The following is a 24,496-nucleotide window of genomic DNA, read 5'->3' on the forward strand; positions in this document are numbered from 1 at the left end:
GCCGGGTCATATTTTGCGCTGAACGCGCCTCCCGAATTTGCGCACCGATCTGATCGGACATTTATTGTTCTTTCATAATAATTGTTGTTTTAATTCCTCCTTGCTGGGCAGATAGAGTTTGTACTCGTTACTAAAGATCTGCTCGTTATCAAGCGGTAACGTGAATTCGACGACCGATCTGTTATCTTCTTTGCAAAGTATAATACCAATAGTAGGCCGTTCATCTTCGTGTTTGATCTTACGATCATAGTAATTGACATACATCTGCATTTGGCCGATATCCTGATGCGTCAGTTTACCGATCTTCAGGTCGATCAATACAAAGCATTTCAGCAAACGGTTATAAAAGGTAAGATCGACCCAGTAATGATCGCCTTCCAGACTGATCCGGCGTTGACGGCCTTCAAATAAAAAGCCTTTACCCAATTCCATCATGAATTGTTCAAGCTTATTAATAATGGCTGTTTCGAGGTCGTTCTCCGTATAGCGGTGATCTTCTTTCAGGCTCAGGAATTCCAGAACGACCGGACCTTTCAAAATGTCGGTCGGCCTTTCTATCAATTGGCCCTGTTCGGCTAACTTACGGACGCCATCTTTGTCACGGCTTAGCGATAAGCGTTCATAATAGGAAGAATTGATCTGTCTTTGCAGTTCTCTCACTAACCAGTTGGCGCTCGTTGCTTCCAGTTCATAAAACTTTCGTTCCTGGTCGTCTTTGATCTTTAATAAAGTAACATAATGCGACCAACTTAAATTCAGTCCGGTTGGCGAATTCCGAGACAGTGTCTCGGAATTTAGATCACGTCCATCAGAATTACGAGACACCGTCTCGTAATTCCTGTAGACCACATAAAACATGCGCATGGACTGGAGGTTGTCTACCGAATAACCCCGTCCAAATACGGTCGTCAGGTGCTGACTCAATCTGATCATCGTACCAGTACCGTATTCCGCATAAGAGGAACCACCTTGTTCATCTTCGACGATCATCCTGCCTATTTGAAAATAAGTGGTGACCATGGTTGAGTTAACCTTCCTGACAATACTTTGCCGGGCTTTTTCGATCAGTTCCTGGACCGACTGAAAAAGCTGATCTGATTGATCAAGCCTCATCGTGTTACACGTTTTGAAGGTTTCGTAATGTCCTTGGGTCCGGCTTTGGCTTTAGGTACTTGGGGTTCCAGTTTCTCCCGCAGCACATTCATATCCTCGCTGATCTTTTTCAATAATACACGCGCATATATTTGTGTGGTCGCAATTTTGGTGTGACCCATCATCTTGCTGACCGTCTCGATCGGTACATTATTGGAAAGTGTGATTGTAGTGGCGAATGTATGCCTTGCTACTCCGAAGGTCAGTTTCTTTTTCACCCCGACCATTTTGGCGATCTCTTTCAGATAGCTGTTCACTTTTTGATTACTGATGTTAGGGAATACCGTTCCTCCAGCCAGGGCACGAGGATTATCTGTATACTTGGCCATAATTTTGAGCGCAGGTTCAAGCAACGGGATATTTGTTGGCTCGTTGCTTTTCTGACGGAAGAGTTTGAGCCATTTACCGCTGTCCTCCCCGGTAACTACATTGTTTGGCGAGAGGTTCATCAGGTCTACAAAAGAAAGGCCGGTGTAACAGGCAAAGAAGAAGAAGTCTTTGATCATATTCAGGCTTTCAGCACCGAACTCATGGTCATTTATCGCGGTGAGTTCAGCGTTTGTGAGGAAGGCTGTTTCTACTTTTTTATACCGGAACTTATAATTTTTGAAAGGGTCTTTATTGATCCAGGTAAGCTTAAGTGCGAGTGTCGTCATCTTACGCAACCTGATCAGGTGTTTCATCACGCCGTTATTGTTAAGCGGCTTTTGATGGTCTTTTGGCTGGTGGTTACGGAGGAATGTCTCAAAATCAATGATAAACTTATAATCGATATCATTGATGCGGATGTCCGTCGTATTACGTTTTTCCCTGAGAAATTTTTCCAGGTAGCGCCGGGTTACCGCATAGTGTTTAAGGGTGCTCCAGGTCAACGCGGCAGATGCCACTTCGTTGTGGTAATCCATCAAACTACTCAGGGAGTGAGTCTCCTCGGTTTGCTCACCGAGAAACATGGCTTTCAGTAATTGAGCAGTGACTTCTTTACCGGCGATCTGTAACTGCTGGTAATACGTAGTGATCGTAAATTTGACCTGCTCCAGGTAGGCGTTGGTCTCTTTGGCTTCGGGAACTTTGACCTTCAAACCGCCACGTCCCTTGTCCCAGTTGTCGACCTTTACATAATGCTTTAGGGCGAAGAGCACCTTTTCTTTGTTGATCACGACGGCGGCGTAAACATTGGTCACTCCGTCCTTAGCTTTTTCTTTTTTGATGGTGAAATGCACACCAAATGACTGCGATGTTTTCATCTTTAAACAGTTTTTAAATGAATAAATGATTAATTACCGCCTGAAATCGTCATTTTTCAGGTCGCTCGCAGGTCGCCACAGGAAATAAGAATTCCAGTACTTTTGAGTCCTTTCGGATCTTTTTAAACTCACTTAAAATACTGTACTACAATCCATTAGCTCGTTTGAGCGACCTAAATGTAAAGACTAATTTCAGGTCGCCGGATTGGTGTCCCAAAGCGTGTATTCGTAAGGATTGATATAGACTGGAATAAAATAAAAAACCCTCTAAATCAGCGATTTAGAGGGTTTTGTGATTCTAAAAAATCACATTTCGTGCGCCCACCTGGGCTCGAACCAGGGACCAAAAGATTATGAGTCTTTAGTAATATTTTGACTTAACTTATTGATAATCAATTAATTAAATATCTATATTTTTATAGAGTAGAAGACCTTTTTTAACAACTCCTTTTTTTAATTAGCCAACTATCTGTCCTATTGGGAGATAGATTGTTAATGCTGGAAAATAATTAAACACAAATCTTTATTTTAAGCATATACAAATGGCTGCATCTATTGCTGCTTATTATTAAATTTAAACTACCGACGCTGTTAGACATTACTTAATTTAATTGTTAAATAATACGAATTCGAATTCCTTTTGGAGTTTATAACGAGTTTTGGCGTGATATAAATTATAATAACCTAGTTAAAACCAGGTAGTCCACAACTAGGAAAAGTGTTCAATGGTAAAACATAGATTTGATAGGAGACACTTTTAGCACACGAACATTTTTTCATTACTGACTGCCAGTACCTGATTTTTGGTACCGTTATAATATCGCTAATCAGAAACATTCTTCCAGCTAACGACATTATATTTGGTTCTTCTTTCATTTTCAGCACCACCATAAATAAGTGTCTTATTCACCGGTGCGGGAGTGGCAATTTCTTCAAACTTGTCCATTTCTTTAAATAAGCTTGTACTTATTGTTTGAGTCGCCTTGATCTCGAAAATGGAAAAGCCCTGTCCCTTTTTCATAAGCAAATCAACCTCATGTGCATTACTGTCCTGCCAGAAATAATGGTCCTGGTGAAGATATTGATGTTGATTTTGCTTTTGGTACTCCGCCAGTATCATATTTTCGAAAATGTTACCTTTCAGTCTGTTCTCTTCTAATTCTCCGGCTGCCCTTATACCAAGCAAATGAGTTAACAGCCCCGTATCATAAAAATATAACTTCGGGCTTTTTATTAGCCGCTTGTTAAAATTTTGGTGATACGGTTGTAAAAGGAATACGATGTAGCTGCTTTCGAGTATCGACAACCAGGCCTTGGCTGTATTATGGGATATATCGCATTCATTAGCTAAAGCGCTAAAATTAAGTAATTGACCAGCCCTGCCTGCACATAGACTTAAAAAAGTACGAAACAATTTCAGGTCTCTGATATTCATTAATTCTGTTGCATCTTTTTCTATATAGGTCTGAATGTAATTGGCATAAAAGATAGCCGGATCAATATTTCTGTCAAATATTGCGGGATAAAATCCTTTGACACCGGCTTGTGTATAAGAGTTCGCTAACAGGTCAGACCGCTTTAATTCGGTAAAGTCTAAAGGCAATAACTTAAACAAGGCAACCCTGCCCGCCAATGTTTGGGTAATGCTATTTAACAAATGAAAATTCTGAGAGCCTGATAAAATATATTGCCCATTAATTTAGATTCATCCACCCGACCCTGTATGTACGAAAACAACTCTGGAACGCGTTGTACTTCATCTAAGATAACCTTCTGATCGTATTGATTCAAAAAGCCGATGGGGTCTTCCAAGGCAAAAGAACGAGTATTGGGATTTTCTAAACTTACGTAACGATAGTCGCTGAAAAGTTCCTTTAATAAAGTTGTCTTCCCTGATTGCCGCGGCCCAGTAAGCGCCAATACCGGAAATTTGCTCTTTTGTGCGTCAATTATAGGTGCTATTTGTCGCTGAATAAATTTGCTCATGGATATAAAAATACGAAAAATCATCAACTATTTACAATTTGCATGACTATAATTGACAAAACACATAACATAAATTTACAATTTGCATAAAATTGTACTTTCGAAAAATCTGATAGATATGTAAATGGTTTATTTCAGATTTTAAATTTTCAGAGATTAAGTTTTGCATGACAGTTCGTCCGTTATTTAACCAGATTATTAAGTTTTATCTAGTACTTAGCTAAGTAAGGCCAATCTTTATAAACTTTGTGGGCTAAAAACTTAAATAACATATGCCCACAACTGTATCAGCAGTAATCTACAATCATTATGAAAAAAAGGATGGAACGTATAACGTAAAAATCCGACTGTCGCATAAGCGTAAGAGAACATTCATTAACACTCAGCATTACGTATCTAAGCGCCAAATCGACGAAGGACTCAATATCACAGATGATATTGTTAATGGCGCACTAAACAAAACATTAGATACATATCGTCAAACTATAAGCAAACTTGGAAATGGCCTGTTTACCTTATCATGTGAGGAACTTAAGAATCTTTTAAAAGCCAATAGCACCAATATCAATTTTATTAAATTCTGTGATGATCACATTCTTAAGTTAAGAAATGGTAATAGAATCGGAACCGCTAATAACCATCGTACTGTAAGAAACAGTTTAGTTGATTATTTCAAGAGTGACTTTGTTCCGATAATTGATATAAACTCGAATATGCTATTAAAATACGAGGATTACTTGCGTTCGGGACGAACAATGAAAAGGATTAACAAGGTTGGTAAAAGCTGTATTATTAAAAAGAAAGGATTATCTGATAGCGGCTTGCATAATCACATGCGCGATCTTAGAACTTTGTTCAATGCAGCATGTGCCTTTTATAACAATGAAGATATCGGCCTATATCAGATAGAACACAAGCCTTTTAAAAAATATAAAGTTGGCTCGGCGCCTCTCACTAAAAAGCGAAACCTCTCTATTGACGAAATAAAATGTATAAGGGATTGTGAAACCAAACCAGGTAGCAGGGCTGAATTAGCAAAGGAGCTTTTTATGCTCTCTTTCTATTTATGTGGGATAAACGCCGTTGACTTATACAATTGCACTGTGGAAAATATTGATAATGGCAGAATAAATTATAATCGGTCGAAAACAAAGGGCAAAAGGAAAGACGATGCATTTATCAGCATTAAAATAACCAAGAAGTCTCGCCCATTACTTAAAAAGTATCTCGGACGGTTATCTTACAGATATAAAACTTATGTGGGGCTCGATGCTGCCATAAATGATGGGATGAAGCAATTGCGCCTGATTACGGGAATCAAGAATGTTACTTTTTATTACGCCCGCCATACCTTTGCTAATACTGCACGAAATAACTGTAAATTATCAAAAGACGATGTTAGTCTGGCGTTAAATCACGTTGATCAAGCACATAAATTGATTGATATATATTTAGACAAGGACTGGACTATTGTTGATAAAGTTCAGAGAAAGGTTCTACGGTTATTAAAATGATAGTTTATTCTCAAAAACACTATTGTATTTATTACAACTATCGAGGATTACTCGGTAGTTGCTCTTGTATTTTCTGCTTGTTCTGTATATAAGATGATAGACTAGTCCAGGCCTTAACCAGCAATATCCGTCGAAGAAATTGATCAATGATTGACTTTGCCTTTCTATGCCTGATGAGCATTTCGTAAATTAGCCGCTACCATGTCAAAAAATCCACAACTGAATATGCTTCGCTATTGGCGAAATACGCTGGCAGATGCGGCGCGAGTTGTGATTGAGGTGGATAAGACCCTGAACCAGCGAAATGCTAAAATCGATATAGCAATGGGTGTGGTCGATCTGAAACAAACCTTAGTCTTATTGGATGCCTTTGAAAAACGAATGAACGAAGATAAAGGCAGGCTTGATCTTAAAGACCCCGCTTGGGAAAAGGTTGAAGAAGCGCCGGTGTTCATCGCTCCTTTTCGCGTAAGTCCCCTACCTGAATACGCTAAGTTGACGGGAGAAACAGGTATATTTTTTCCTTTCTGGATACGGGCGTTACTGACCAGACAAGGTCAACTTAAACCTGATGAAGATACTTTTCCATATATACCCAGAGCTTATTTAGAACCGCAGGTCAACCAGGAGGTCAACTTTGTATTCTCGGATGTTGACCGTGTAGACGAAGCCTTCGGCCGTCCGTTCAACGGGCAGCCGGGCTGGAAAAATTACCTGGATTATATCCTTTCCATGTTCAAAGCGATCACCAGCCAGGAACCGGATACCTATTCGCCGGAAAACTTTGCGGTGACGATGGAATATACCCTGGTGATCAATGACACCTTAACTGGGCCGGCCGATGGCATCATCGGTTTATATGATGCTATCATTCAGCAGAAAAAGATCCCGTCTACGCTTAATGCGCTTGCGGAACGCCAGGAAATACCCCTAAAACCCTTGCTTTCAGGATCGGTATTTGAAAAAGGGGCAGCAGCGCATCTTGGCCAGATGGCTTACGAATTTCCCTTATCGAAGTCGCAGCGTACCAGTTTGTATCATTACGCCACGCTTGGGCATGGAGACATTTTAGCGATCAATGGGCCGCCGGGTACAGGCAAAACGACACTGCTGCAAAGCGTGGTAGCGACAGAAGTTGTAAAAAAAGCCATTGCAGGCGGCGATCCCCCGGTAATCCTGGCTTGCTCTGCCAATAACCAGGCCGTAACAAATATCATCGACAGTTTTTCGAACGTCAAACAAAAGAAAGGAGTGCTTTATGAACGCTGGTTACCTGATTTGGGCGGCTTTGGCCTGTACCTGCCAGGAGCGAATCGCGAAGTGCAACCGCATATTCCGGTGATCAAGCGAGTACAGGGCCGGTTAAGTGGTGCACATACTGAAAAGGAAAATGAAAGCTATTTAATTCAAGCCGAGGCTTATTTCATCGCCAGAAGCGGACACCCCGGCAGTACGGTTAAAACAATCATTCATAATTTACAACAGCAACTAAAAGCAGGTCACCAGTTACTTACAGCCGGCATCAATAGCTGGCAAAGTTACCAGCAACTGACTGCCCAACTACCCGAATTGAGCAGCCATAGTTTGAGCGAGTTGGAGCAAGCGATCAAAGAATTAGAGATCAGTTTCAGCAATTATCTGGACGCGGAATCGATATGGCTGAAACTATTTTCCTTTCTGAATTTCGTAAAAGAAAAACGTGCCACGCGCGCTAAACAGTTATTTCGTGATTGCCCCACTGATTACAGTAAGGTAGACTTTTACCAGGTCAGATCCATACAGCAGTTCTTCGACCAGAAGATTGGGTTGATCGAGCAGCTTAAAAAAGTGCAAAAGAACTGGCAGGACTGGCAGCGTAAAGCCAATGTTAAGCATGAACCTGATGAACCGGCTTTTTATGAGCAATTGGAAATGGGTCTCAAATATGATCTGTTCTATACCGCGGTGCATTATTGGGAAGGGCGCTGGTTGATCGCCACCCGTTCGGCTTTGCAGGAAGACCGGCTGAGCCGCAATGGCGAGGGTGCTGCAAAAGAACGCTGGCAGCGTTTTGCCATGCTCACCCCATGTTTGGTATCGACTTTTTACATGGCGCCAAGATTCTTTAGTTATTCCAAATTTATCCAGGTCGCGCCGGGGCAAAACACCTGGGAAACGCCGCCGCTATTGGATTTTATAGACCTGCTTATTGTCGATGAGGCCGGTCAGGTATCACCAGAGATCGGCGCGGCAAGCTTTGCGCTGGCCAAAAAGGCTTTGGTAGTTGGAGATATTTTGCAGATAGAGCCGGTATGGAATGTGCCTAAAAAAGTAGATCAGGCTAATTTACACCGCTATGGAGTAATTAACAATTTGAACGATCAGGCCGCTATTGAAGACTTGTATGGTAAAGGCTTTTTGTGCAGTTCGGGCAGTATCATGCGGCTGGCACAAAAGACCTCTTATTATCACCTGTATCCGAAGCAGGCACGCGGCATGCTGCTCACCGAGCACCGCCGCTGTTTTGACGAGATTATCAGCTACTGTAATAATCTGGCTTACGATGGCTTGCTGGAACCTATGAAAGGACCGGCAAAAGGCGGACTGCTGCCGCCATTGCAATTTGTTTCCGTTAAAGGCGATTCCAGGACCAGCGGTACCAGCCGGGCAAATCAAGAAGAAGCCCAGGCCATTGCCCAATGGATAGCGGCTCATCAGGAAGCTTTGATCAAGCATTACCACATACCGCTAAAAGATATTTTGGCCATCGTGACACCTTTTACCGGGCAGAAGTTCACGCTGCGTAACACACTTCGCAAAGCCGGGATCAACATGAGTGGCCTGACCATCGGCACCGTTCATGCTTTACAGGGTGCGGAACGGCCGGTCGTACTTTTTTCGGCGACCTACGGCGCAAACGACCAGGCAAAAAGTTACTTCTTTGATGCCGGGCCGAACATGCTGAACGTTGCGGTTTCTCGTGCGAAAGAGACATTTATCCTGTTTGGTGCCCCGGAGATATTCCGGCGCTCAGGCCAGAGTCCATCCATGCAACTTTTCAGACACATTAGCACATCACATCAATGACTCTAAAGGTAGATAGCAGGATCTATCATAATACCACCGATGATTTTTATATTATTTTTACTGTGCAAATAATTTAAAAATCTGCTTGCTCTGATAGTTTTCAAATAGATATTGGTTGGTAATGGAATAACAGAACCCTTAGAGGTTATCTGACATCTATTAACAATGATAATGTTCAGTTATCCTTTGTATACTTTTAATGTAAGGGGAATAATTAGTAGCTGTACAGTTTCAATTCATCTGTCATTATGTCAATGAATTGTTGATCATCGCAGTGTGCAATCGCATGATCGTAATCTTGGCGATAATCGGGATCGTTTAAGTGGTAGCGGATAGACCCTCGTTCACGGTGAAACGTAGAAATATGTTTATCCTGTTTGTTTCTGCTGACCGTTACCTCGATAGCTGCTTTAGCTTCTTCATAACGTTGCAACATTTTAAGGGTTTTAGCCAATGTAAAATGATACCACTCATCTTGATTTCTTTCAGGAATCGCATTTAAATTTGTCAATGCTGTATTAGGATCTTTCAATAATAAATACGCTTCTGCAATTGCACGCAATTGAAAAGCATTGGCACCTGTTAGCTTCGCATAGTAAGCAGTGGCTTGGCGATAAAATTCTTCTGCCTTATCAGAGAAACCAAGTTGCTGATGTGCTTTTCCTGTGTTAAGATAGATCATGCCTACATCAAAAAGCGTGTAATTTTCGATAGCATCTTCAGCAGGTATGGGAAGCATTGCGGCCAATGCAATCATTTTTTCCGGCATTTTGAATTGTATGCGTGATGCAAGTGCTCCAAGAACTTCGTAGGGCTGATCAAACCGGCTTACCATAGTTTGCTCAAGTAATTGCTCGAAGGAATCTATAAATTTGGGTAATAGCTGGTCCAATTCGTTATGTGATCGAAATTCCTTAAATGATGCCAGAACAATTGTCGGAGATATCTGACTTTCGGCGGTATATGCGTGCACTATTTCAGACAAATACTGACGCGCTAAATCTTGATTATCCTTCCGGTATAATTTTGCCAAATGAAACTTTGCCGCCCAAAAGTCTGATTTTTCAGCAATAATACTTTCGAATACTTGAATTGCTCTTGCCCGGTCGTCAATGTCTCTTAAAAATTTCCCTAAATGATTTCGTATATCACGATGTACTTCTGCTGTTAACCGGTTTGTAACAGCAAGTAAGTCTTCTATAATTTTAATACGTGGCGTCAAAAAAGGTTCCGTCGCATCTCTGTCCTGGGCTTTGATAATCCGGAATTCTTTTTCTGTTTGCTCGATCCATGACATGATCAAAAAGTAATCATCATCCCTGAAATTGCGAAAAGCCATGCTAAGTTCTTCCTCAGACGTAGCTGGTACGATCCTTTCATCATAATCGGCCAGCGGAACAGAGATCAGATAGGAATATTTATAAATGTCATGTTTTTTTAGCTTCTCCAGTAACCTAAATATAAGTGCTTTATGCGCGTGTATTATTCGATAGTATGCAGGATCGAAATCATGATATAGGTTTTTAAGCCTATCGGCAAGTTTTCTTTCAATTATATTTTCATCAAATTGTATGGTAGTTGCTCGCAGACTATTCAGTACAATATCGTGCAAAACAAAAGCGCCATTGCGGTAGGCATTGAAGAAGTTCCTTGCCCGTAGCTTTTTAATACCAACTTTACCGATCAATGCCATTAGCAGAGATTCATCAATTTCTTTAGCATCAATCCATTTGAGAATTCCCAGTTCCTGGGATGCGGTTTTCAGATGATGAACGAATAACCGATCATAAAAGGCTTGGTTATCAAATGTGCTTGCAGTCAAAGTATCTGTTTCTCGCAGAACTTTTGACCAGCTGACCTGCTCTTTTTTAACAAGTATATTAATCTGATCCAGCAGAAAAGGGTGTCCACCAATTGAAGCAATGATTTGCTGATAAACGTGTGGCGGACATGCTTTTTGCAGCCCGGCGTTTAATATTTTACCGCTTAAGTCATCATCCGATGGTGGAATATCATAAACAGAAATCAACTCTGCTTCGGTCTGCGAGGTAACAATTAGCCGATAGTTGGTTGCCCCGACTTGCTCGATACGTTTAATAACATCCTCGACATTGCTTTCCAAACTATCTATAATCACCACGCACTTAAAGCGTTTGATTATGCCTAAAATATTTTGTGGAACTGCATATCGTTCAATCTTTAAGTAGCTGAGACTTTCCGCATTTGCGACCGTATTACCGGGAATCCATATCACCATCCGTTCAGTATCTGCTTTCTTTAACTCGTTGAATACCTGAACTGCAAGGTAGGTTTTGCCCATGCCGCTCATTCCATGAATTTGCACATATTGATGCTTATCTAATAAGGTCAATACATCCACAACCGGTTTCGGGCGTGCCCAATTGTCTTTAGGTAGCGTTGGCAGATCATGGCTATAGCCAAATTCAATACGTATTTGCTCAAAAAATACCAGATGGGGTTCCAGTAGCTCCAACGTTGTTATATCTTGTGGTTCGAGTATCGCATCAATAATATAAGTCGCCATCCATCTTGCGTCAAAAACATAGATGTCTTTGTCAAGCTTTGCACCAATCCAAGCAGCTGCTGCATTCAGCCGTTTATAGTTTTTAGGACCGCATAGCCGAGATGACATCAGGAACATGCGTTTACATTGCGGGGCAACATCAAGACAATGTTTATAATCCCCGGTAATGGACAGCAACGGCGGCTCCCGATGTTAACCTCCCCATAATCATTATCTGATCTTCGGTTGTTTTGGTTTCGTTTCACCGGTGTCCCTGATCTTAACGTCAGGGAAATTGTTCAGCATTAGCGAAGATAATATATCATATTCGCCCAGTACCTTCATTACTCCAGACAAAGTATGTGCAAGTGGAATGGTGAGCATGGTTGCACCATTGGTTTTGTCGGAAAGATAATAATTAGCAGCTACCGTTTCACCGGTAAAGCTGGGGCCGCCTGAACCGATCAGGGTGGTCGACAGGACTTTTCCCACATAGCCTTCCCTGATCAATTTTTCCAGGTACAACACATCGGGCGAAACAACCATCTGGGTACCCACCACTGCTACAACATCCTTTGAGGCAGCGATGGCAGCAAGATCACGGGTTTCTTCGATGCCGTTGCCCAAGGGATGTTCGCAATAAACATGCTTCCCGGCCTCCAAAGCGACTTTAACCAATTCATAATGGTAAGGCACTCTGACAGTAATAACGATCAGGTCATTATCTTCCGAATGGATTAAAGTGGAAGCGCTTTCATAAGCCTTCGGAATTTTAAAAAATGCTGCCGCTTTTTGGGCACTTTTGTAATTGCTGTTAGCAACACCGGTGATTTCGTACTCATCGCTCAGTATGGCTAATGCGGGTATATGTGAACGGGATGCCCATTGGCTTTCGGGGTTTAGTCCAATAATCCCGACCCCTGATTTTTGCTGATTTCATAATGCAATGGTAAAGCAAAACGAGTACATTTGGAGGTATACAACCTGTTGTATGATACATACAAATTTGTAAGTAATGACCAAAGTCAAAGAAAGCTCTACCAATCAGGCTAGCCGGAAGTTTCTCGCGGAATGTGACCTCACCCATGCGGTACGCTTAATGAGCGGACGGTGGAAGCTACCCATACTATACCTCATCTCTAAGGGGCAAAACCGTTTCGGGATGTTAAAAAAGGTTATTCCCAACATTACCGAACGGATGCTCACCCTTTCGTTGCGGGAGTTGGAAGATGACGGCTTGATCACAAGAACGGTATTCGCGGAGATTCCGCCCCGGGTGGAATATGCCCTTACGGAGATCGCAATGGACCTGCTCCCCATCTGCGATCATATACGTCATTGGGGTTTGAAACATAAGCAATCAATCATATTTACCGATTAACATGGGCAAAAAAAGCGCATCCTGAAAACAGCACAAAATTGGATCGTAGGTATAAATCAACTGGCCAAAGGTGTTTTATACCGAATCGCAAAATTTTGATAATAGAACTACAGCGTGTGATTACCGGACATTTAGCCTGTTCGTTCTAAAGATGGAAGGATACGGATATTTTTTTGCAATGCAGGAAACCTGACCGACCAGGGGTAAAGCAAGTGGGAGTTGATCTATTCAGGACCAGTGCGTACGCCGATTTTAAGGTATTTAGGCTCGGTTAGATGGCGGGGTTATTAATGCCAGGATCAGAATAAAACTTTTGAATTAAATCAAATCAGTAACATATAAAGGGCTGCACATATTCCTTGCTAAATATTTGTTGTTGTCGAGCGGTGAGGTAAACTCAACCACTGACTGTTGTCCTCTTTGCAAAGTATGATACCCAATGCCGGCCGTTCGTCAGTAATCTTTGCTCCGCCAATTTGCGGATTGGGTACAAACCTGATAACTTTTAATTAGCCATTAAGCGTTTTTAAAGTCCAAAATTTCTAAATGTTGTTAAACCAATATCCTTTGAATTTAAACTGAATTGTTAAAAAATGTTAAAGCTCTTGACGACAAGTTTGCAGCGAAATAATTTTGATTATTAATTATTCGTTAATAAATGCATATATATTTTTAGATAGTTAATATTTTAAAGTTTATGGTATGAAATATAGTTTATATCTCATCGGCCTGGCTTTATTATTTTCCGGCGATATATTTGCTCAAACCAGCCCGCCACCAGCATATTTCCAATTGGTTAAACAAGCCGATACTTTATTCCAGGAAAAAAAGTATCAACTGTCGGCATCAACCTACAATGAAGCCTTTAGTACATTCAACGGGCGAGCTATACTGAACGACCGTTATAATGCTGCCTGTGCCTGGGCGAGATCTGGTAAGCCGGACAGCGCGTTCTTTCATTTGTTCAAAGTGGCCAGTGCCGGTAAATACGCGGATGAACAACATCTTGCTATCGATTCTGATCTTGTTTCTATTCATAAGGATTCCCGATGGAAAGATTTAATGACCATAGTTCGAAATAATAAAACTGCATTGGAAGCTCAGTATAATCAACCTGTAAAAAAGGAATTGGAAGCTATTTTCGCATCGGACCAATATTACCGCCGTAAAGCCGACAGCATTCAAAATAAATTCGGTTTTAAATCGCCGCAAATGCAGTCCTTGTTAGATAGCATGAAAGCGCAGGATAAGGTAAACCGGCAGCAAGTAACTGCAATCCTGGATAAATACGGGTGGCTTGGGCCAGACAAGGTGGGTAACACAGCCAATTTAACACTCTTCGCAGTGATAATACATGCCGACCTTAACACAATGGAAAGGTATTTTCCTATGCTCAAAGAGGCGGTTGAAAAAAACGCAGCATCCAAAGGAAACCTTGCTTATCTACAGGACAAGATCGAATCTGCGAAATATCATTATCAAACCTATGGTACCCAATTAAACAAAGATGAAAAGACCAATAAATTTTCATTTGTGCCGATTAAGGATAAAGAGCACGTGAATGAGCGGCGTGCCGCTGTCGGCCTGCCGCCAATAGAAACGTATGCTAAACAGTGGGGTATAACTAATTATTAATTCATTTAATTATGAAAACGATTTTGATGCTTTGCATATTGGGAGCTTTCAGTATGCCCTTTCACAGAAATAATCATAACAGCACAGGTGGTGTAATGAATAAGGTTAATTCAATATACGGGGAATGGAGCGAAAAGAATAATGAGACCGATTCCGCCCGGACATTCAGGATGATCTTCTTTCCGGGCGGAAAGGTAAATGTGATCCGGGAACTGCATAATTATATCGGTTATTTTAAGATCCGTAACGACAAAATTGATTATGTAGACGGTTCGATAACTTTTGCTGATAAATATCCTTTTACCGCCACATTCATCGCACCTAATCAAATCAAACTGGTAATCAACTACCGGGATAAAGCCGAAACCAAATACCTGACTAAAACGAAAGAGATAAAATCGGGATTCCAACTGTTAAACAAGAGCTTGTAAAGGGGAAGCCGAAAACCTGTAAGAGTAGGCATAACTTCAATTTAATTTAATTATTCATGGAAGCGTTAAACTCTAAAAAGTTTAAGACTTTAGAAAAAGAAGAATTAAAAAATGTTATGGGAGGTCTTCAGCAGCCAACAACACAGTCCATCTGGACATATGGCTACGACGAAGTCCCTTCACATTGGGACGACTCGGTATCAGAGGATGCTCCGTCTGGCCCAATCTACACTTAAAAAGAAGGTACTGCATAGCAGTACCTTCTTTCTTTCCCAAGTTATAAAGCGCTTTTGATATGATACTTGTTGTTTCCGAAAAAAACGATCAGTCAACATACGAAGTGATGCAATGGCTGAAACGGTATAATGTTCCACATTTCAGGATAAACGGTGAAGATGTTCTGAATATTAAGATGCTCGATCTGAATAAGGAGGTCATTCTCGATGTACAGGGAAATGAAATTCCCCTTAGCAAGGTTAGCGTACTTTGGTACAGACGGGGAAGCTTTAATTTCAGAAAGTCCGTAGCAGAGAATTACGAAGGAATAATAGATACAGAGTCTAAAGTGCTTAACAATTACTTATTTAAGTATCTCGATACCAAAAAACACTGCCTTAACAACTTTCTATATGCCTTTGTGAATAAACTATATGTCCTGGAACTGGCACAGGATGCCGGGTTGAATATTCCGCGAACATTTGTAACCGGAAATAAGGGATACGCATTAGACTACCTGAAAAATGAAAGGGAAGTCATTACTAAAATCATGGGGTCGCAATTCCTTATCCGAAATACGGGTACAATTAAAATGGCCTATACGGAGCAGGTTAGTGATCAGGATATCAATGGGTTCGCTGATTCCTTCTTTCCGAGCTTATTGCAAAAAAGGATTTCAAAACGTTATGAAATAAGAGCGTTTTATTTTGATGGCCGCTTTTATTCGATGGCAATTTTATCTCAGGGCAACAAAAAAACGGAAACAGATTATCGAAAATACGATCATGAACTTCCTAATCGGGCTATTCCTTACCAACTGCCGGGGGAAGTTGAGGATCGTTTAAAAGTAGTATTCACCAAGTTAAACTTAAACTCGGGGTCAGCTGACCTGATTTTAGATAACAATCATCACTACATTTTCTTGGAGATCAATCCTATCGGTCAATTTGGAATGGTATCTAAACCATGCAATTATCATTTGGAAAAAAAACTTGCTAATCATCTTATTAATCATGGAGCAGAATATGATGTTACTCTCAACGAAGGTCATAGATGTAAGGGTAAGTGACAAGCCAGTACTGGTTAAAAAAGTCCCTCTAATGAATTATCGAGGAGAACTCCTTGCCAAGCCATTTTATAAACCTATTTCTAAAATTTTAAAAGGCAAGACAAATGAGGTATAAACCGGATGATTATATGGTTATGGTCGCTAACTGCATCCCTGTGAAAGGCTATAGCAGATCGATCATTTATGATCTGTATAGAGAAACCTTCGACTTTATACCTAACGACCTGTTTGATCTGATAAGTAAATATAACAAACAGGAATTAGCCCAGGTATTTGGCGACACGCCCAGCGAGTTCCATCATGTTTTGGATGAATATATTCATTTCTTACTCGAAAAAGAATATATTTTATTGACTGACAGACCTAATGAACTGGCATGCTTTCCGGATTTGAACCTGGAATGGGATATGCCGGCCACCATAACTAATGCGATTATTGACATCGGGTCGGCACGGTTCGATATTGCAGATTATACCGGTATTTTAAGAGATCTCAATGATCTTGGATGTACTCATTTACAATTCCGTTTTTTCCCCGGATACGATCATCGTATGGCTCTCGAGTTGCTCGGGGCTTTAAATGATCTCGATATGTTAGTTGAAGTGCTTATTCCATATGATCCTTCACAGCCCCCCGGTTATTACGTCAATCTTTACCGGCAATTTCAGAAGATTCAAAGCATTACAGTCTTTGATTTTCATGGAAATTTGGATTTTTTCGATTCTGAAGATTACCGTCCATTCGCGCAGTATGTCCGTTTTACGGCAGAGGTAATCAGTGATCAATCGCATTGCGGTATTATTTCGCCTGCGTACTTTTCAGTAAACATCCCCATGTTTACTGAAAGTCTGCAGTTCAATTCCTGCCTGAACAGGAAGGTAGCGGTAGACCAATTCGGGAATATCAGAAACTGCCCGTCGCTGACAAAAAGTTACGGTCTGATTAATGACAGTGACCTAAAGCAGGTCGTCCATTCAGAAGCGTTCAGAGAATGCTGGACACTTAATAAAGACAAAATTAGCATTTGCCGCGTCTGCGAATTCCGGTACATGTGCACTGATTGCAGAGCATTCGTTCCGAACGCAACCGATAAACCTTTAAGATGCAGTTATAATCCGATAACCTGTGAATGGAATTAATAAACCTGTATGGCGGAAAGATTCGACTTTTACAAGCAGTATGATCAAATGGACTGCGGGCCGACCTGCTTAAGGATGATCGCTAAGCATTATGGCCGGAACATTAAACTACAGGAATTGAGGGACCTTTGCCAGATCAATCGGAGTGGCGTTTCGTTATTAGGAGTTAGCGAAGCAGCTGAAAAAATTGGTTTCCGCACGTTGGGCGTAAAGGTAACCTTTAAAGATTTAAAAGAGATTGAGTTGCCGACGATCTTGCACTGGAGGCAAAACCATTTTGTTGTCTTGTATAAAATTAAAGGAGATACTTATTGGGTGGCCGATCCGGCCGCTGGTTTAATTAAACTTACGGGCGCCGATATCAAACAGAATTGGATCAGCGATAAAGAGGCACTTGAAGGAATTGCGCTTTTACTAAGCCCCTCTCCCCAATTTCATGAACAAGATGAAGGCGAACAATTCACGGTCAGTTGGTCGTCGCTGTTTTTATATCTGATCGGTTATCGCAAATTGATTTTTCAATTACTATCGGGGTTGGCGTTGGGTAGTTTGCTACAGCTTATTGTTCCTTTTCTTACGCAATCCATTGTTGATATTGGTATTAATACACGGAATTTGAATTTCGTTCAGATCGTGCTGCTCGCCCAGATATTTCTGATCATCGGCCGGGTATCTGTTGAATTTATCAGGTCATGGATCCTGCTGCATATCAGCACGCGTGTGAATATTTCTATATTAACGGACTTTTTGATTAAGTTGATGAAGCTTCCGATAAGCTTTTTCGATACCAAGATGACCGGGGATATCATGCAGCGCATGAACGATCAAAAGAAAATTGAAAGTTTTCTGACCGGCTCGGCACTTACTACCCTCTTTTCCCTTGTCAATCTATTGTTGTTTTCTTTTATATTGATTTATTATAAAACTTCCATTTTTTCAGTTTTTGCAATAGCAAGCGGGCTGTATATAGTCTGGATCACGGCATTTCTCGGCAGACGCCGTTTACTTAATTACAAGTCATTTGAAGTCGCGTCAAAAAACCAAAGCAACGTTGTGCAATTGGTTAACGGAATGCAGGAAATAAAGCTTAATAATTGTGAACAGACAAAGCGCTGGGAATGGGAGCACCTCCAGGCAAGATTGTTCAAATTTAATGTCAAAAGCCTTGCATTAAGTCAGTATCAGCAAGGAGGGGCGACCTTGATCAACGAAAGCAAGAACTTATTAATAACATTTTTAACTGCCAAAGCCGTAATTGACGGCTCGTTATCATTAGGTGCTATGGTCGCCATTCAATATATTGTCGGCCAATTGAACAGCCCCGTAGACCAATTGTTGGGTTTTATACAGGGTTTCCAGGACGCGCGAATCAGTTTGGAGCGATTAAATGAAATTCATCAATTATCAGATGAAGAACCAATTGACCGTACTTTTAATAACGCACTACCTGACAACAAAGATATTTCAATTAATGACCTTACATTTTTCTATCCATCAGCAGGAAATGATCCCGTATTGAAAAACATAAATCTCTTAATTCCAGAAGGGAAAACCACCGCCATTGTTGGTATGAGCGGGAGCGGAAAAACGACACTATTAAAATTATTGCTCCGTTTTTATGAACCTCAAAAAGGCGAAATCCTTGTCGGAAGCCAGCAACTTAATCAAATTGCATATAAAACATGGCGGAGCAGTTGTGGCGTAGTGATGCAGGACGGATTTATATTTTCTGATACAATTGAACGAAACATCGCAGTCGGAGATCAATATCCTGACTATACTAAACTGAAACATGCGATAAAGGTCGCCAACATCGGCGATTTTATTGACACCCTTCCATTGGGCCTCCATACCAAAATTGGTGCTGAAGGAAACGGTATCAGTCAGGGCCAGCGGCAACGCATCCTGATCGCCAGAGCTGTTTATAAGGATCCTCATTACCTTTTTTTTGATGAGGCAACCAATGCGCTCGATGCCCATAATGAACGGATAATTACCAATAACTTAAGAGAGTTTTTCGAAAACCGGACCGTTGTAATTGTTGCTCATCGTCTAAGTACCGTTAGGGATGCCGACAATATCATCTTCATGGATAAGGGGCGGATCTTAGAGCAGGGCACGCATGACGAATTGACTTTAATGAAAGGACATTATTTTAATCTTGTCAAAAATCAACTTGAGTTAGGGGTCTGATATGGAATCGATTATAAAAAATCATCAGCCGGTTTATAGTGAAGACATCAACGATATCATTTACAAAGTGCCTTCATGGATCGTGCGTTGGGGCACTACTGTATTCTGGTTTTTTGTATTAGGGCTGCTTATCCTTTCTACAGTTATCCGTTACCCGGACGTTGTCAGAACAAACTTAAAAGTTTCGTCGGAAAACAATGCTAAACCACTTCCGGCAAAGGTCAGCGGTAAAATCGTGAAACTGTTCGTCAAAGACAATCATCAGGTCTCTAAAGGCCAGGTCATCGCATACTTAGAAAGCATAGCCAATCATGACGAAGTTCTAAAACTAATGGAAGGATTGAAACGTTCGCGGGAGTGTCTGTTAAGTGGAACTATCGACCCTAATCATCTCATTCCCAATTCAAAAGGCGAAAACTTAGGAGAATTGGAAAGCGCCTATCAAGTATTTCAGGAAGCTTTGTTAGCTTACAATGCGTCAATTGGCGATGGTATATATTTAAAGAAAAGAGAATTAGTGTATCGGGATTTAAAAAATCTGGCTAGTCAGCAAACTCAGTTGGCAGCGCAAAAAGCAGTTCAGCAACAAGATCTTAAGATTGCTGAAGATGAATTTACCATGCATCAAAAATTGATGGATCAAAAAGTTGAGGCAGCAGCAGAATTCAGGCAGCAGCAGAGTAAATATTTAAATAAGAAGATGCCGTTAATGCAAACAGAAAATTCTTTAATTAATAATCGGAGCGAGTTAGCGGCGAAACAAAAGGAACTGCTTGAGTTAAATAATCAGTTGGCTGAAGAAAAGTCTAAGTTCTTACAAGCCATCAACAGTATGATCAGTCAATGTGAGGACTGGCGCGCTAAATATGTATTAACCGCCACGGAACAGGGTACCCTGATTTTTAACGGGCTTTTGCAGGAAAATCAAATTGTAAGTTCAGGACAGACTATGTTTTATATTTATAACCGGGGGAAGGAAACACTGGGAGAAATGTATGTTCCTCAATATAATATGGGAAAAGTCCGTGTAGGCCAACAAGTATTAATTAAACTAAGGAGTTATCCATTTGAAGAATATGGAGTATTAAAAGGAAGAATTAGGTCTATTACTGACATTCCTTCAAAAGACAGCCTCTATTCTGCATTTGTAGATATAGACAGGATTGACAAAAGAGGCAATCAGATCACTTTAAAACAAGGGATGCTTGCCGATGCGGAGATTATTACGAAAAACGCCACTTTATTTCAAAGGTTTAAATATAACCTGATCAGAGGTATGAATAAATACTGAAATAAGGTGCTGAACGGGGAACTAAAAAATCATGTGAAGTATGGCTATAAACCAAAATTTATTGGATCTTTTAAAGATCATGAATAAACGGTAGCCTTTTGTAAGACTGATTAGTGGCCGTTGGTTTCACGATCGCTCAAAAACACAAAAAGTTCACATATTGTGAACTTTTTGTAAGGCATTGCGTAACTGGACTACAATTGGACGGATAATCGTAAGTGACCGTTCAAGCCTTTCTCAACAATGTTTTGAAGCGTAGACAAGCGCACGTCCTTTAGGTTATTCTCGACCTTAGAGATATACGCTTTCGTAGTACCGCATTTTTCTGCAAGTTGTTCCTGAGTCAACCCTCTGGAAAGTCTGGCCTCTTTCAGCATGGCACCGAGTATAAATGCCTCAGCTTCTTTTTCAAATTGCTCGCGTTCTGGTGTTCCACGTACGCCATATTCGCGATCCAAATGTTTGTCAAATGTAGTTACATTCTTATCTTGCGTTTTCATATTGCTTTTTTATTCTTTCAGCTTTTTCAATTTCAGTCACTGGCGTCTTCATTGTCTTCTTTTGAAAACCGTTCATTAACACAATCAGCCTTCCACTGTCGAAAAAGCAGAATATCCGGAATATATCATTTCCTGCTTGAATTCTGATTTCGTACAGACCATCCGTTCCGCTAAGGTGTTTAAGATATTTTTCCGGTACCCGGATATGAGTCTGTATTAATAGAAGTATCCAGTCGATCTTTTTCCTCACAGGTTGCCTCAGACCTTTATAAAAATCCTGAAAGTAATGTTCAAAAAAACTATTTCTCTTACTTTATTCATACAAATTTAATTAAAGTTGCCCAATTGGGCAACTTGTTAGATAATATTTTTATAAGAAAAAAGCTGTTCGATGATCAGGACGCTGATTCGGGCCGCACGTGGTCCTTTTAATACACCAGACAGCATGAACAGCCCGCTGTTGGTGAATGCTAAAGGCGGCAGCGGCTTCGTTGCGGACAAGCCCGGCGAAATTTGCTCGGCAATGTCTATCCACTCTTCCGGGGTGAGCCAAAACATAAAATCGGGTGGGAAACGTTTCGAGTGTTTGGTCACCGCTTTATGCAGAACAGATACGTTTACTTCATATAATGCGGCAGCATCGAAATCAAATACTACCGTTTGGTTGCGAACCTTGAATACCTTACCGGTCAATAGTTCTATAAGCTTTGATGGTGTTGACATATTAAGATCTCTTATAATTTGAATAATCAGGTTTAAGCAACTGTTGCAGAAAATGCAACTGTTGCCTTGTTAGTCTTCTTCGTTGCTTGTCTGATTTTTCTCAATGATCTTTTTGAGTTGCCCCATGTCATCGCTGATCTTTTTTAGTAGCACCCTGGCATAGATCTGGGTGGTAGCGATCTTGGTGTGTCCCATCATCTTACTCACAGTTTCAATAGGGACGTTATTGGACAGCGTGACCGTGGTTGCGAATGTGTGACGCGCAACACCAAAGGTGAGCACCTTCTTTATCCCATTCATAAAGCCGATCTCTTTCAGGTAACTGTTCACCTTTTGATTAGACAGATTTGGGAAGAGAGTACCTGCGATCTCGGCGCGGTCTGAGTTTCGGTAACGCTCCAAGATTCGCTGCGCGACAGGAAGTATCGGAATATTGGTCGGCTCGTTACTTTTCTGGCGAAATAGTTTGATCCACTGCGCTCCATCTTCACCCGCTGTGATATTGCTTTCTTTCAGATTTATCAAATCCACATAAGATAGCCCGGTATAACAACTGAAAACGAAGAGGTCACGAACGATATTCAGCCGGTCGATGGCAAAATCTTTCCCTTGAATCGAATCAAGTTCTTTCTGGTTAAGAAAGGCGGTTTCCACTTTTTTGTATCTGAACTTATAGTTTTTGAATGGGTCACGGGATATCCAGGTCAGTTTCAACGCCAGTGTAGTCATTTTACGCAGGCGGATCAGGTGTTTCATCACGCCATTGTTATTCATCGGTCTTTGATGGTCTTTGGGCTTATGGTTCCGGAGATAGGTCTCAAAGTCAATGATGAACTTATAGTCGATATCATTGATCCTGATATCGGTCGTATTGCGCTTTTCTTTCAGGAATTTTTCCAGGTAACGGCGTGTAACTGCATAATGCTTTAGGGTACTCCAGGTCAGGGCCGCAGAGGCGGTCTCGTAATGGTAGTCCATCAGTTTGCTAAGCGAATAGGTCTGCTCCGTTTCTTCCCCCAGAAACATGGCCTTGAGCAATTGCGGTGTAACTTCCTTACCGGCGATCTGCAACTGCTGATAATAAGTAGTGATGGTGAATTTGACCTGCTCCAGGTAGGCGTTGGTCTCTTTGGCTTCGGGAACTTTGACCTTCAAGCCGCCACGTCCCTTGTCCCAGTTGTCGACCTTTACATAATGCTTTAGGGCAAAGAGCACCTTTTCTTTGTTGATCACGACGGCGGCGTAAACATTGGTCACTCCGTCCTTAGCTTTTTCTTTTTTGATGGTGAAATGCACACCAAATGACTGCGATGTTTTCATCTTTAAACAGTTTTTAAATGAATAAATGATTAATTACCGCCTGAAACCGTCATTTTTCAGGTCGCTCGCAGGTCGCCGCAGGAAATAAGAATTCCAGTACTTTTGAGTCCTTTCGGATCTTTTTAAACTCACTTAAAATACTGTACTACAATCCATTAGAGCGTTTGAGCGACCTAAATGTAAAAACATATTTCAGGTCGCCGGATTGGTGTTCCAAAGTGTGCATTCGTAAGGATTGAAAAGGATCGGAATAAAATGAAAAACCCTCTAAATCAGCGATTTAGAGGGTTTGCAGTTCTTGAAAAACTGCTTTTTGTGCGCCCACCTGGGCTCGAACCAGGGACCAAAAGATTATGAGTCTTCTACTCTAACCGACTGAGCTATAGGCGCGGTTATTTTTGTTTTTGTTTGCGGGTGCAATTTTACATATTTGCGCCCATATCTCAAACTCTTTTTATGGAAAATATCAAAAATATCATCTTCGATTACGGCAACGTCATCTTCAGTATCGATTTTAAACGTGTTCAACAATCATGGAATCAGTTAGGTATAGCCAACCCCGAAACTTTTTTTGGGCACAAAGCACAGGACGAAATTTTTGATAAATTTGACCGGGGCGAGGTTACTCCGGAGGAGTTCAGGGCATATGTAAGAGAAAAAACAGGTAATCCAACTCTTACCGACGAGCAAATTGATGCCGCCTGGAACAGTATTTTGGTTGGTATTGCCGAAGGTAATCACGATTTGCTGCTTCAACTAAAAGACAAATACCGCACCTTTTTGTTGAGCAACATCAACGCCATTCACTACGATTATATCATGAACTATCTTAAAACCGATTTTGGTTTTGATGGCAACGACCACCTGTTCGAAAAAACATATTATTCGCATCTTACAGGCAAGCGCAAGCCGGAGGCTGCCATTTTTGAGCAGGTATTGCAGGAAAACAACCTGAAACCTGAAGAAACACTATTTATAGACGATAGCCCTCAACATTTGGAAGCGGCCAAAAAATTAGGTATCCAAACCTTTTTGATGACCGCGCCCGACACTATCCAGCTATTTGCAAAAAGGGAGCACTTAATTTAATAAATGCTCCCTTTCTATAC

Annotated in this window: 21 protein-coding genes and 1 tRNA gene; 11 read left to right on the forward strand and 11 right to left on the reverse strand. The window is 41.1% G+C overall.

The window, feature by feature from the left end:
* Positions 1-72 precede the first annotated feature (72 nt).
* The 4 genes from LX99_RS15255 to LX99_RS26100 form a co-directional block, all read right to left on the reverse strand.
* Positions 73-1,113, reverse strand: a complete 1,041-nt coding sequence (locus LX99_RS15255) for a PDDEXK nuclease domain-containing protein (RefSeq protein ID WP_109608664.1) — start codon at positions 1,111-1,113, stop codon at positions 73-75.
* Positions 1,110-2,399 (reverse strand): site-specific integrase, encoded by a 1,290-nt coding sequence (locus tag LX99_RS15260; protein WP_109608665.1) that lies wholly within the window; start codon positions 2,397-2,399, stop codon positions 1,110-1,112. The genes LX99_RS15255 and LX99_RS15260 overlap by 4 nt, the downstream gene beginning before the upstream one ends.
* A gap of 823 nt (positions 2,400-3,222) precedes the next feature.
* The gene (locus LX99_RS15265; protein WP_245927934.1) at positions 3,223-4,032 is read right to left on the reverse strand and encodes an ATP-binding protein; all 810 of its coding nucleotides are present in this window, start codon (positions 4,030-4,032) and stop codon (positions 3,223-3,225) included.
* A 17-nt stretch (positions 4,033-4,049) separates the two neighbouring features.
* Complete coding sequence (locus LX99_RS26100; protein ID WP_245927935.1) at positions 4,050-4,385, reverse strand: AAA family ATPase; 336 nt, start codon at positions 4,383-4,385, stop codon at positions 4,050-4,052.
* Between the two features lie 272 nt (positions 4,386-4,657).
* Between LX99_RS26100 and LX99_RS15270 the strand changes: the two genes are divergently transcribed.
* The gene (locus LX99_RS15270; protein WP_109608666.1) at positions 4,658-5,899 is read left to right on the forward strand and encodes a tyrosine-type recombinase/integrase; all 1,242 of its coding nucleotides are present in this window, start codon (positions 4,658-4,660) and stop codon (positions 5,897-5,899) included.
* Between the two features lie 201 nt (positions 5,900-6,100).
* Positions 6,101-8,965, forward strand: coding sequence for an AAA domain-containing protein (locus tag LX99_RS15275; protein WP_109608667.1), 2,865 nt, complete (start codon positions 6,101-6,103; stop codon positions 8,963-8,965).
* Between the two features lie 214 nt (positions 8,966-9,179).
* On the opposite strand, the gene LX99_RS15280 is transcribed toward LX99_RS15275, so the two are convergent.
* Both LX99_RS15280 and LX99_RS15285 read right to left on the reverse strand, forming a co-directional pair.
* On the reverse strand, positions 9,180-11,687 hold the full coding sequence (locus tag LX99_RS15280; protein WP_146203142.1) for a tetratricopeptide repeat protein: 2,508 nt from the start codon (positions 11,685-11,687) through the stop codon (positions 9,180-9,182).
* A gap of 33 nt (positions 11,688-11,720) precedes the next feature.
* Entirely contained in the window at positions 11,721-12,401 is a 681-nt protein-coding gene (locus tag LX99_RS15285; RefSeq protein ID WP_109608669.1) for a Gfo/Idh/MocA family oxidoreductase, read from the reverse strand.
* 187 nt (positions 12,402-12,588) lie between these two features.
* On the opposite strand from LX99_RS15285, the gene LX99_RS15290 reads away from it, so the two are divergent.
* From LX99_RS15290 to LX99_RS15325, 8 genes are all read left to right on the forward strand, one after another.
* Complete coding sequence (locus LX99_RS15290) at positions 12,589-12,870, forward strand: winged helix-turn-helix transcriptional regulator (protein WP_245927936.1); 282 nt, start codon at positions 12,589-12,591, stop codon at positions 12,868-12,870.
* A gap of 702 nt (positions 12,871-13,572) precedes the next feature.
* Positions 13,573-14,505 carry a DUF6624 domain-containing protein gene (locus LX99_RS15295; RefSeq protein ID WP_109608670.1) on the forward strand — a complete coding sequence of 311 codons (933 nt, stop codon included), beginning with the start codon at positions 13,573-13,575 and terminating at the stop codon, positions 14,503-14,505.
* Between the two features lie 11 nt (positions 14,506-14,516).
* On the forward strand, positions 14,517-14,936 hold the full coding sequence (locus LX99_RS15300) for a hypothetical protein (protein ID WP_146203143.1): 420 nt from the start codon (positions 14,517-14,519) through the stop codon (positions 14,934-14,936).
* Between the two features lie 56 nt (positions 14,937-14,992).
* Positions 14,993-15,172 (forward strand): bacteriocin, encoded by a 180-nt coding sequence (locus LX99_RS15305; protein WP_109608672.1) that lies wholly within the window; start codon positions 14,993-14,995, stop codon positions 15,170-15,172.
* A gap of 59 nt (positions 15,173-15,231) precedes the next feature.
* Complete coding sequence (gene gwsG / locus LX99_RS15310) at positions 15,232-16,221, forward strand: grasp-with-spasm system ATP-grasp peptide maturase (protein WP_109608673.1); 990 nt, start codon at positions 15,232-15,234, stop codon at positions 16,219-16,221.
* Positions 16,222-16,349: 128 nt separating this feature from the next.
* Positions 16,350-17,360, forward strand: a complete 1,011-nt coding sequence (gene gwsS, locus LX99_RS15315) for a grasp-with-spasm system SPASM domain peptide maturase (protein ID WP_170122719.1) — start codon at positions 16,350-16,352, stop codon at positions 17,358-17,360.
* Between the two features lie 9 nt (positions 17,361-17,369).
* Complete coding sequence (locus LX99_RS15320; RefSeq protein ID WP_109608675.1) at positions 17,370-19,553, forward strand: peptidase domain-containing ABC transporter; 2,184 nt, start codon at positions 17,370-17,372, stop codon at positions 19,551-19,553.
* Between the two features lies 1 nt (position 19,554).
* On the forward strand, positions 19,555-20,844 hold the full coding sequence (locus LX99_RS15325) for an HlyD family secretion protein (protein WP_109608676.1): 1,290 nt from the start codon (positions 19,555-19,557) through the stop codon (positions 20,842-20,844).
* A gap of 194 nt (positions 20,845-21,038) precedes the next feature.
* Here the strand turns inward: LX99_RS15325 and LX99_RS15330 are convergent, their stop codons facing one another.
* From LX99_RS15330 to LX99_RS15350, 5 genes are all read right to left on the reverse strand, one after another.
* Complete coding sequence (locus LX99_RS15330; protein ID WP_109608677.1) at positions 21,039-21,344, reverse strand: helix-turn-helix domain-containing protein; 306 nt, start codon at positions 21,342-21,344, stop codon at positions 21,039-21,041.
* Complete coding sequence (locus LX99_RS15335; protein WP_109608678.1) at positions 21,328-21,606, reverse strand: type II toxin-antitoxin system RelE/ParE family toxin; 279 nt, start codon at positions 21,604-21,606, stop codon at positions 21,328-21,330. The genes LX99_RS15330 and LX99_RS15335 overlap by 17 nt, the downstream gene beginning before the upstream one ends.
* 95 nt (positions 21,607-21,701) lie before the next feature.
* The gene (locus LX99_RS15340) at positions 21,702-22,067 is read right to left on the reverse strand and encodes an ORF6N domain-containing protein (RefSeq protein ID WP_109608679.1); all 366 of its coding nucleotides are present in this window, start codon (positions 22,065-22,067) and stop codon (positions 21,702-21,704) included.
* Between the two features lie 69 nt (positions 22,068-22,136).
* A complete protein-coding gene (locus LX99_RS15345) occupies positions 22,137-23,387 on the reverse strand; it encodes a site-specific integrase (RefSeq protein ID WP_109608680.1) in 1,251 nt (416 codons plus the stop codon).
* Between the two features lie 316 nt (positions 23,388-23,703).
* Positions 23,704-23,777, reverse strand: a tRNA-Ile gene (locus tag LX99_RS15350).
* A 66-nt stretch (positions 23,778-23,843) separates the two neighbouring features.
* Between LX99_RS15350 and LX99_RS15355 the strand changes: the two genes are divergently transcribed.
* A complete protein-coding gene (locus LX99_RS15355) occupies positions 23,844-24,476 on the forward strand; it encodes an HAD family hydrolase (protein WP_211319033.1) in 633 nt (210 codons plus the stop codon).
* The last annotated feature ends 20 nt before the right edge of the window (positions 24,477-24,496 follow it).

The sequence above is a fragment of the Mucilaginibacter oryzae genome, assembly GCF_003148845.1.
Taxonomy (GTDB): Bacteria; Bacteroidota; Bacteroidia; order Sphingobacteriales; family Sphingobacteriaceae; genus Mucilaginibacter; species Mucilaginibacter oryzae.

Excerpts from the sequence above, each read along its gene's own strand:
- LX99_RS15255 (WP_109608664.1), bottom strand. The coding sequence starts at position 1,113 with ATGAGGCTTGATCAATCAGATCAGCTTTTTCAGTCGGTCCAGGAACTG.
- LX99_RS15260 (WP_109608665.1), bottom strand. The coding sequence starts at position 2,399 with ATGAAAACATCGCAGTCATTTGGTGTGCATTTCACCATCAAAAAAGAA.
- LX99_RS26100 (WP_245927935.1), bottom strand. The coding sequence starts at position 4,385 with ATGAGCAAATTTATTCAGCGACAAATAGCACCTATAATTGACGCACAA.
- LX99_RS15270 (WP_109608666.1), top strand. The coding sequence starts at position 4,658 with ATGCCCACAACTGTATCAGCAGTAATCTACAATCATTATGAAAAAAAG.
- LX99_RS15275 (WP_109608667.1), top strand. The coding sequence starts at position 6,101 with ATGTCAAAAAATCCACAACTGAATATGCTTCGCTATTGGCGAAATACG.
- LX99_RS15290 (WP_245927936.1), top strand. The coding sequence starts at position 12,589 with ATGAGCGGACGGTGGAAGCTACCCATACTATACCTCATCTCTAAGGGG.
- LX99_RS15295 (WP_109608670.1), top strand. The coding sequence starts at position 13,573 with ATGAAATATAGTTTATATCTCATCGGCCTGGCTTTATTATTTTCCGGC.
- LX99_RS15300 (WP_146203143.1), top strand. The coding sequence starts at position 14,517 with ATGAAAACGATTTTGATGCTTTGCATATTGGGAGCTTTCAGTATGCCC.
- LX99_RS15305 (WP_109608672.1), top strand. The coding sequence starts at position 14,993 with ATGGAAGCGTTAAACTCTAAAAAGTTTAAGACTTTAGAAAAAGAAGAA.
- gwsG (WP_109608673.1), top strand. The coding sequence starts at position 15,232 with ATGATACTTGTTGTTTCCGAAAAAAACGATCAGTCAACATACGAAGTG.
- gwsS (WP_170122719.1), top strand. The coding sequence starts at position 16,350 with ATGGTTATGGTCGCTAACTGCATCCCTGTGAAAGGCTATAGCAGATCG.
- LX99_RS15320 (WP_109608675.1), top strand. The coding sequence starts at position 17,370 with ATGGCGGAAAGATTCGACTTTTACAAGCAGTATGATCAAATGGACTGC.
- LX99_RS15325 (WP_109608676.1), top strand. The coding sequence starts at position 19,555 with ATGGAATCGATTATAAAAAATCATCAGCCGGTTTATAGTGAAGACATC.
- LX99_RS15330 (WP_109608677.1), bottom strand. The coding sequence starts at position 21,344 with ATGAAAACGCAAGATAAGAATGTAACTACATTTGACAAACATTTGGAT.
- LX99_RS15340 (WP_109608679.1), bottom strand. The coding sequence starts at position 22,067 with ATGTCAACACCATCAAAGCTTATAGAACTATTGACCGGTAAGGTATTC.
- LX99_RS15345 (WP_109608680.1), bottom strand. The coding sequence starts at position 23,387 with ATGAAAACATCGCAGTCATTTGGTGTGCATTTCACCATCAAAAAAGAA.
- LX99_RS15355 (WP_211319033.1), top strand. The coding sequence starts at position 23,844 with ATGGAAAATATCAAAAATATCATCTTCGATTACGGCAACGTCATCTTC.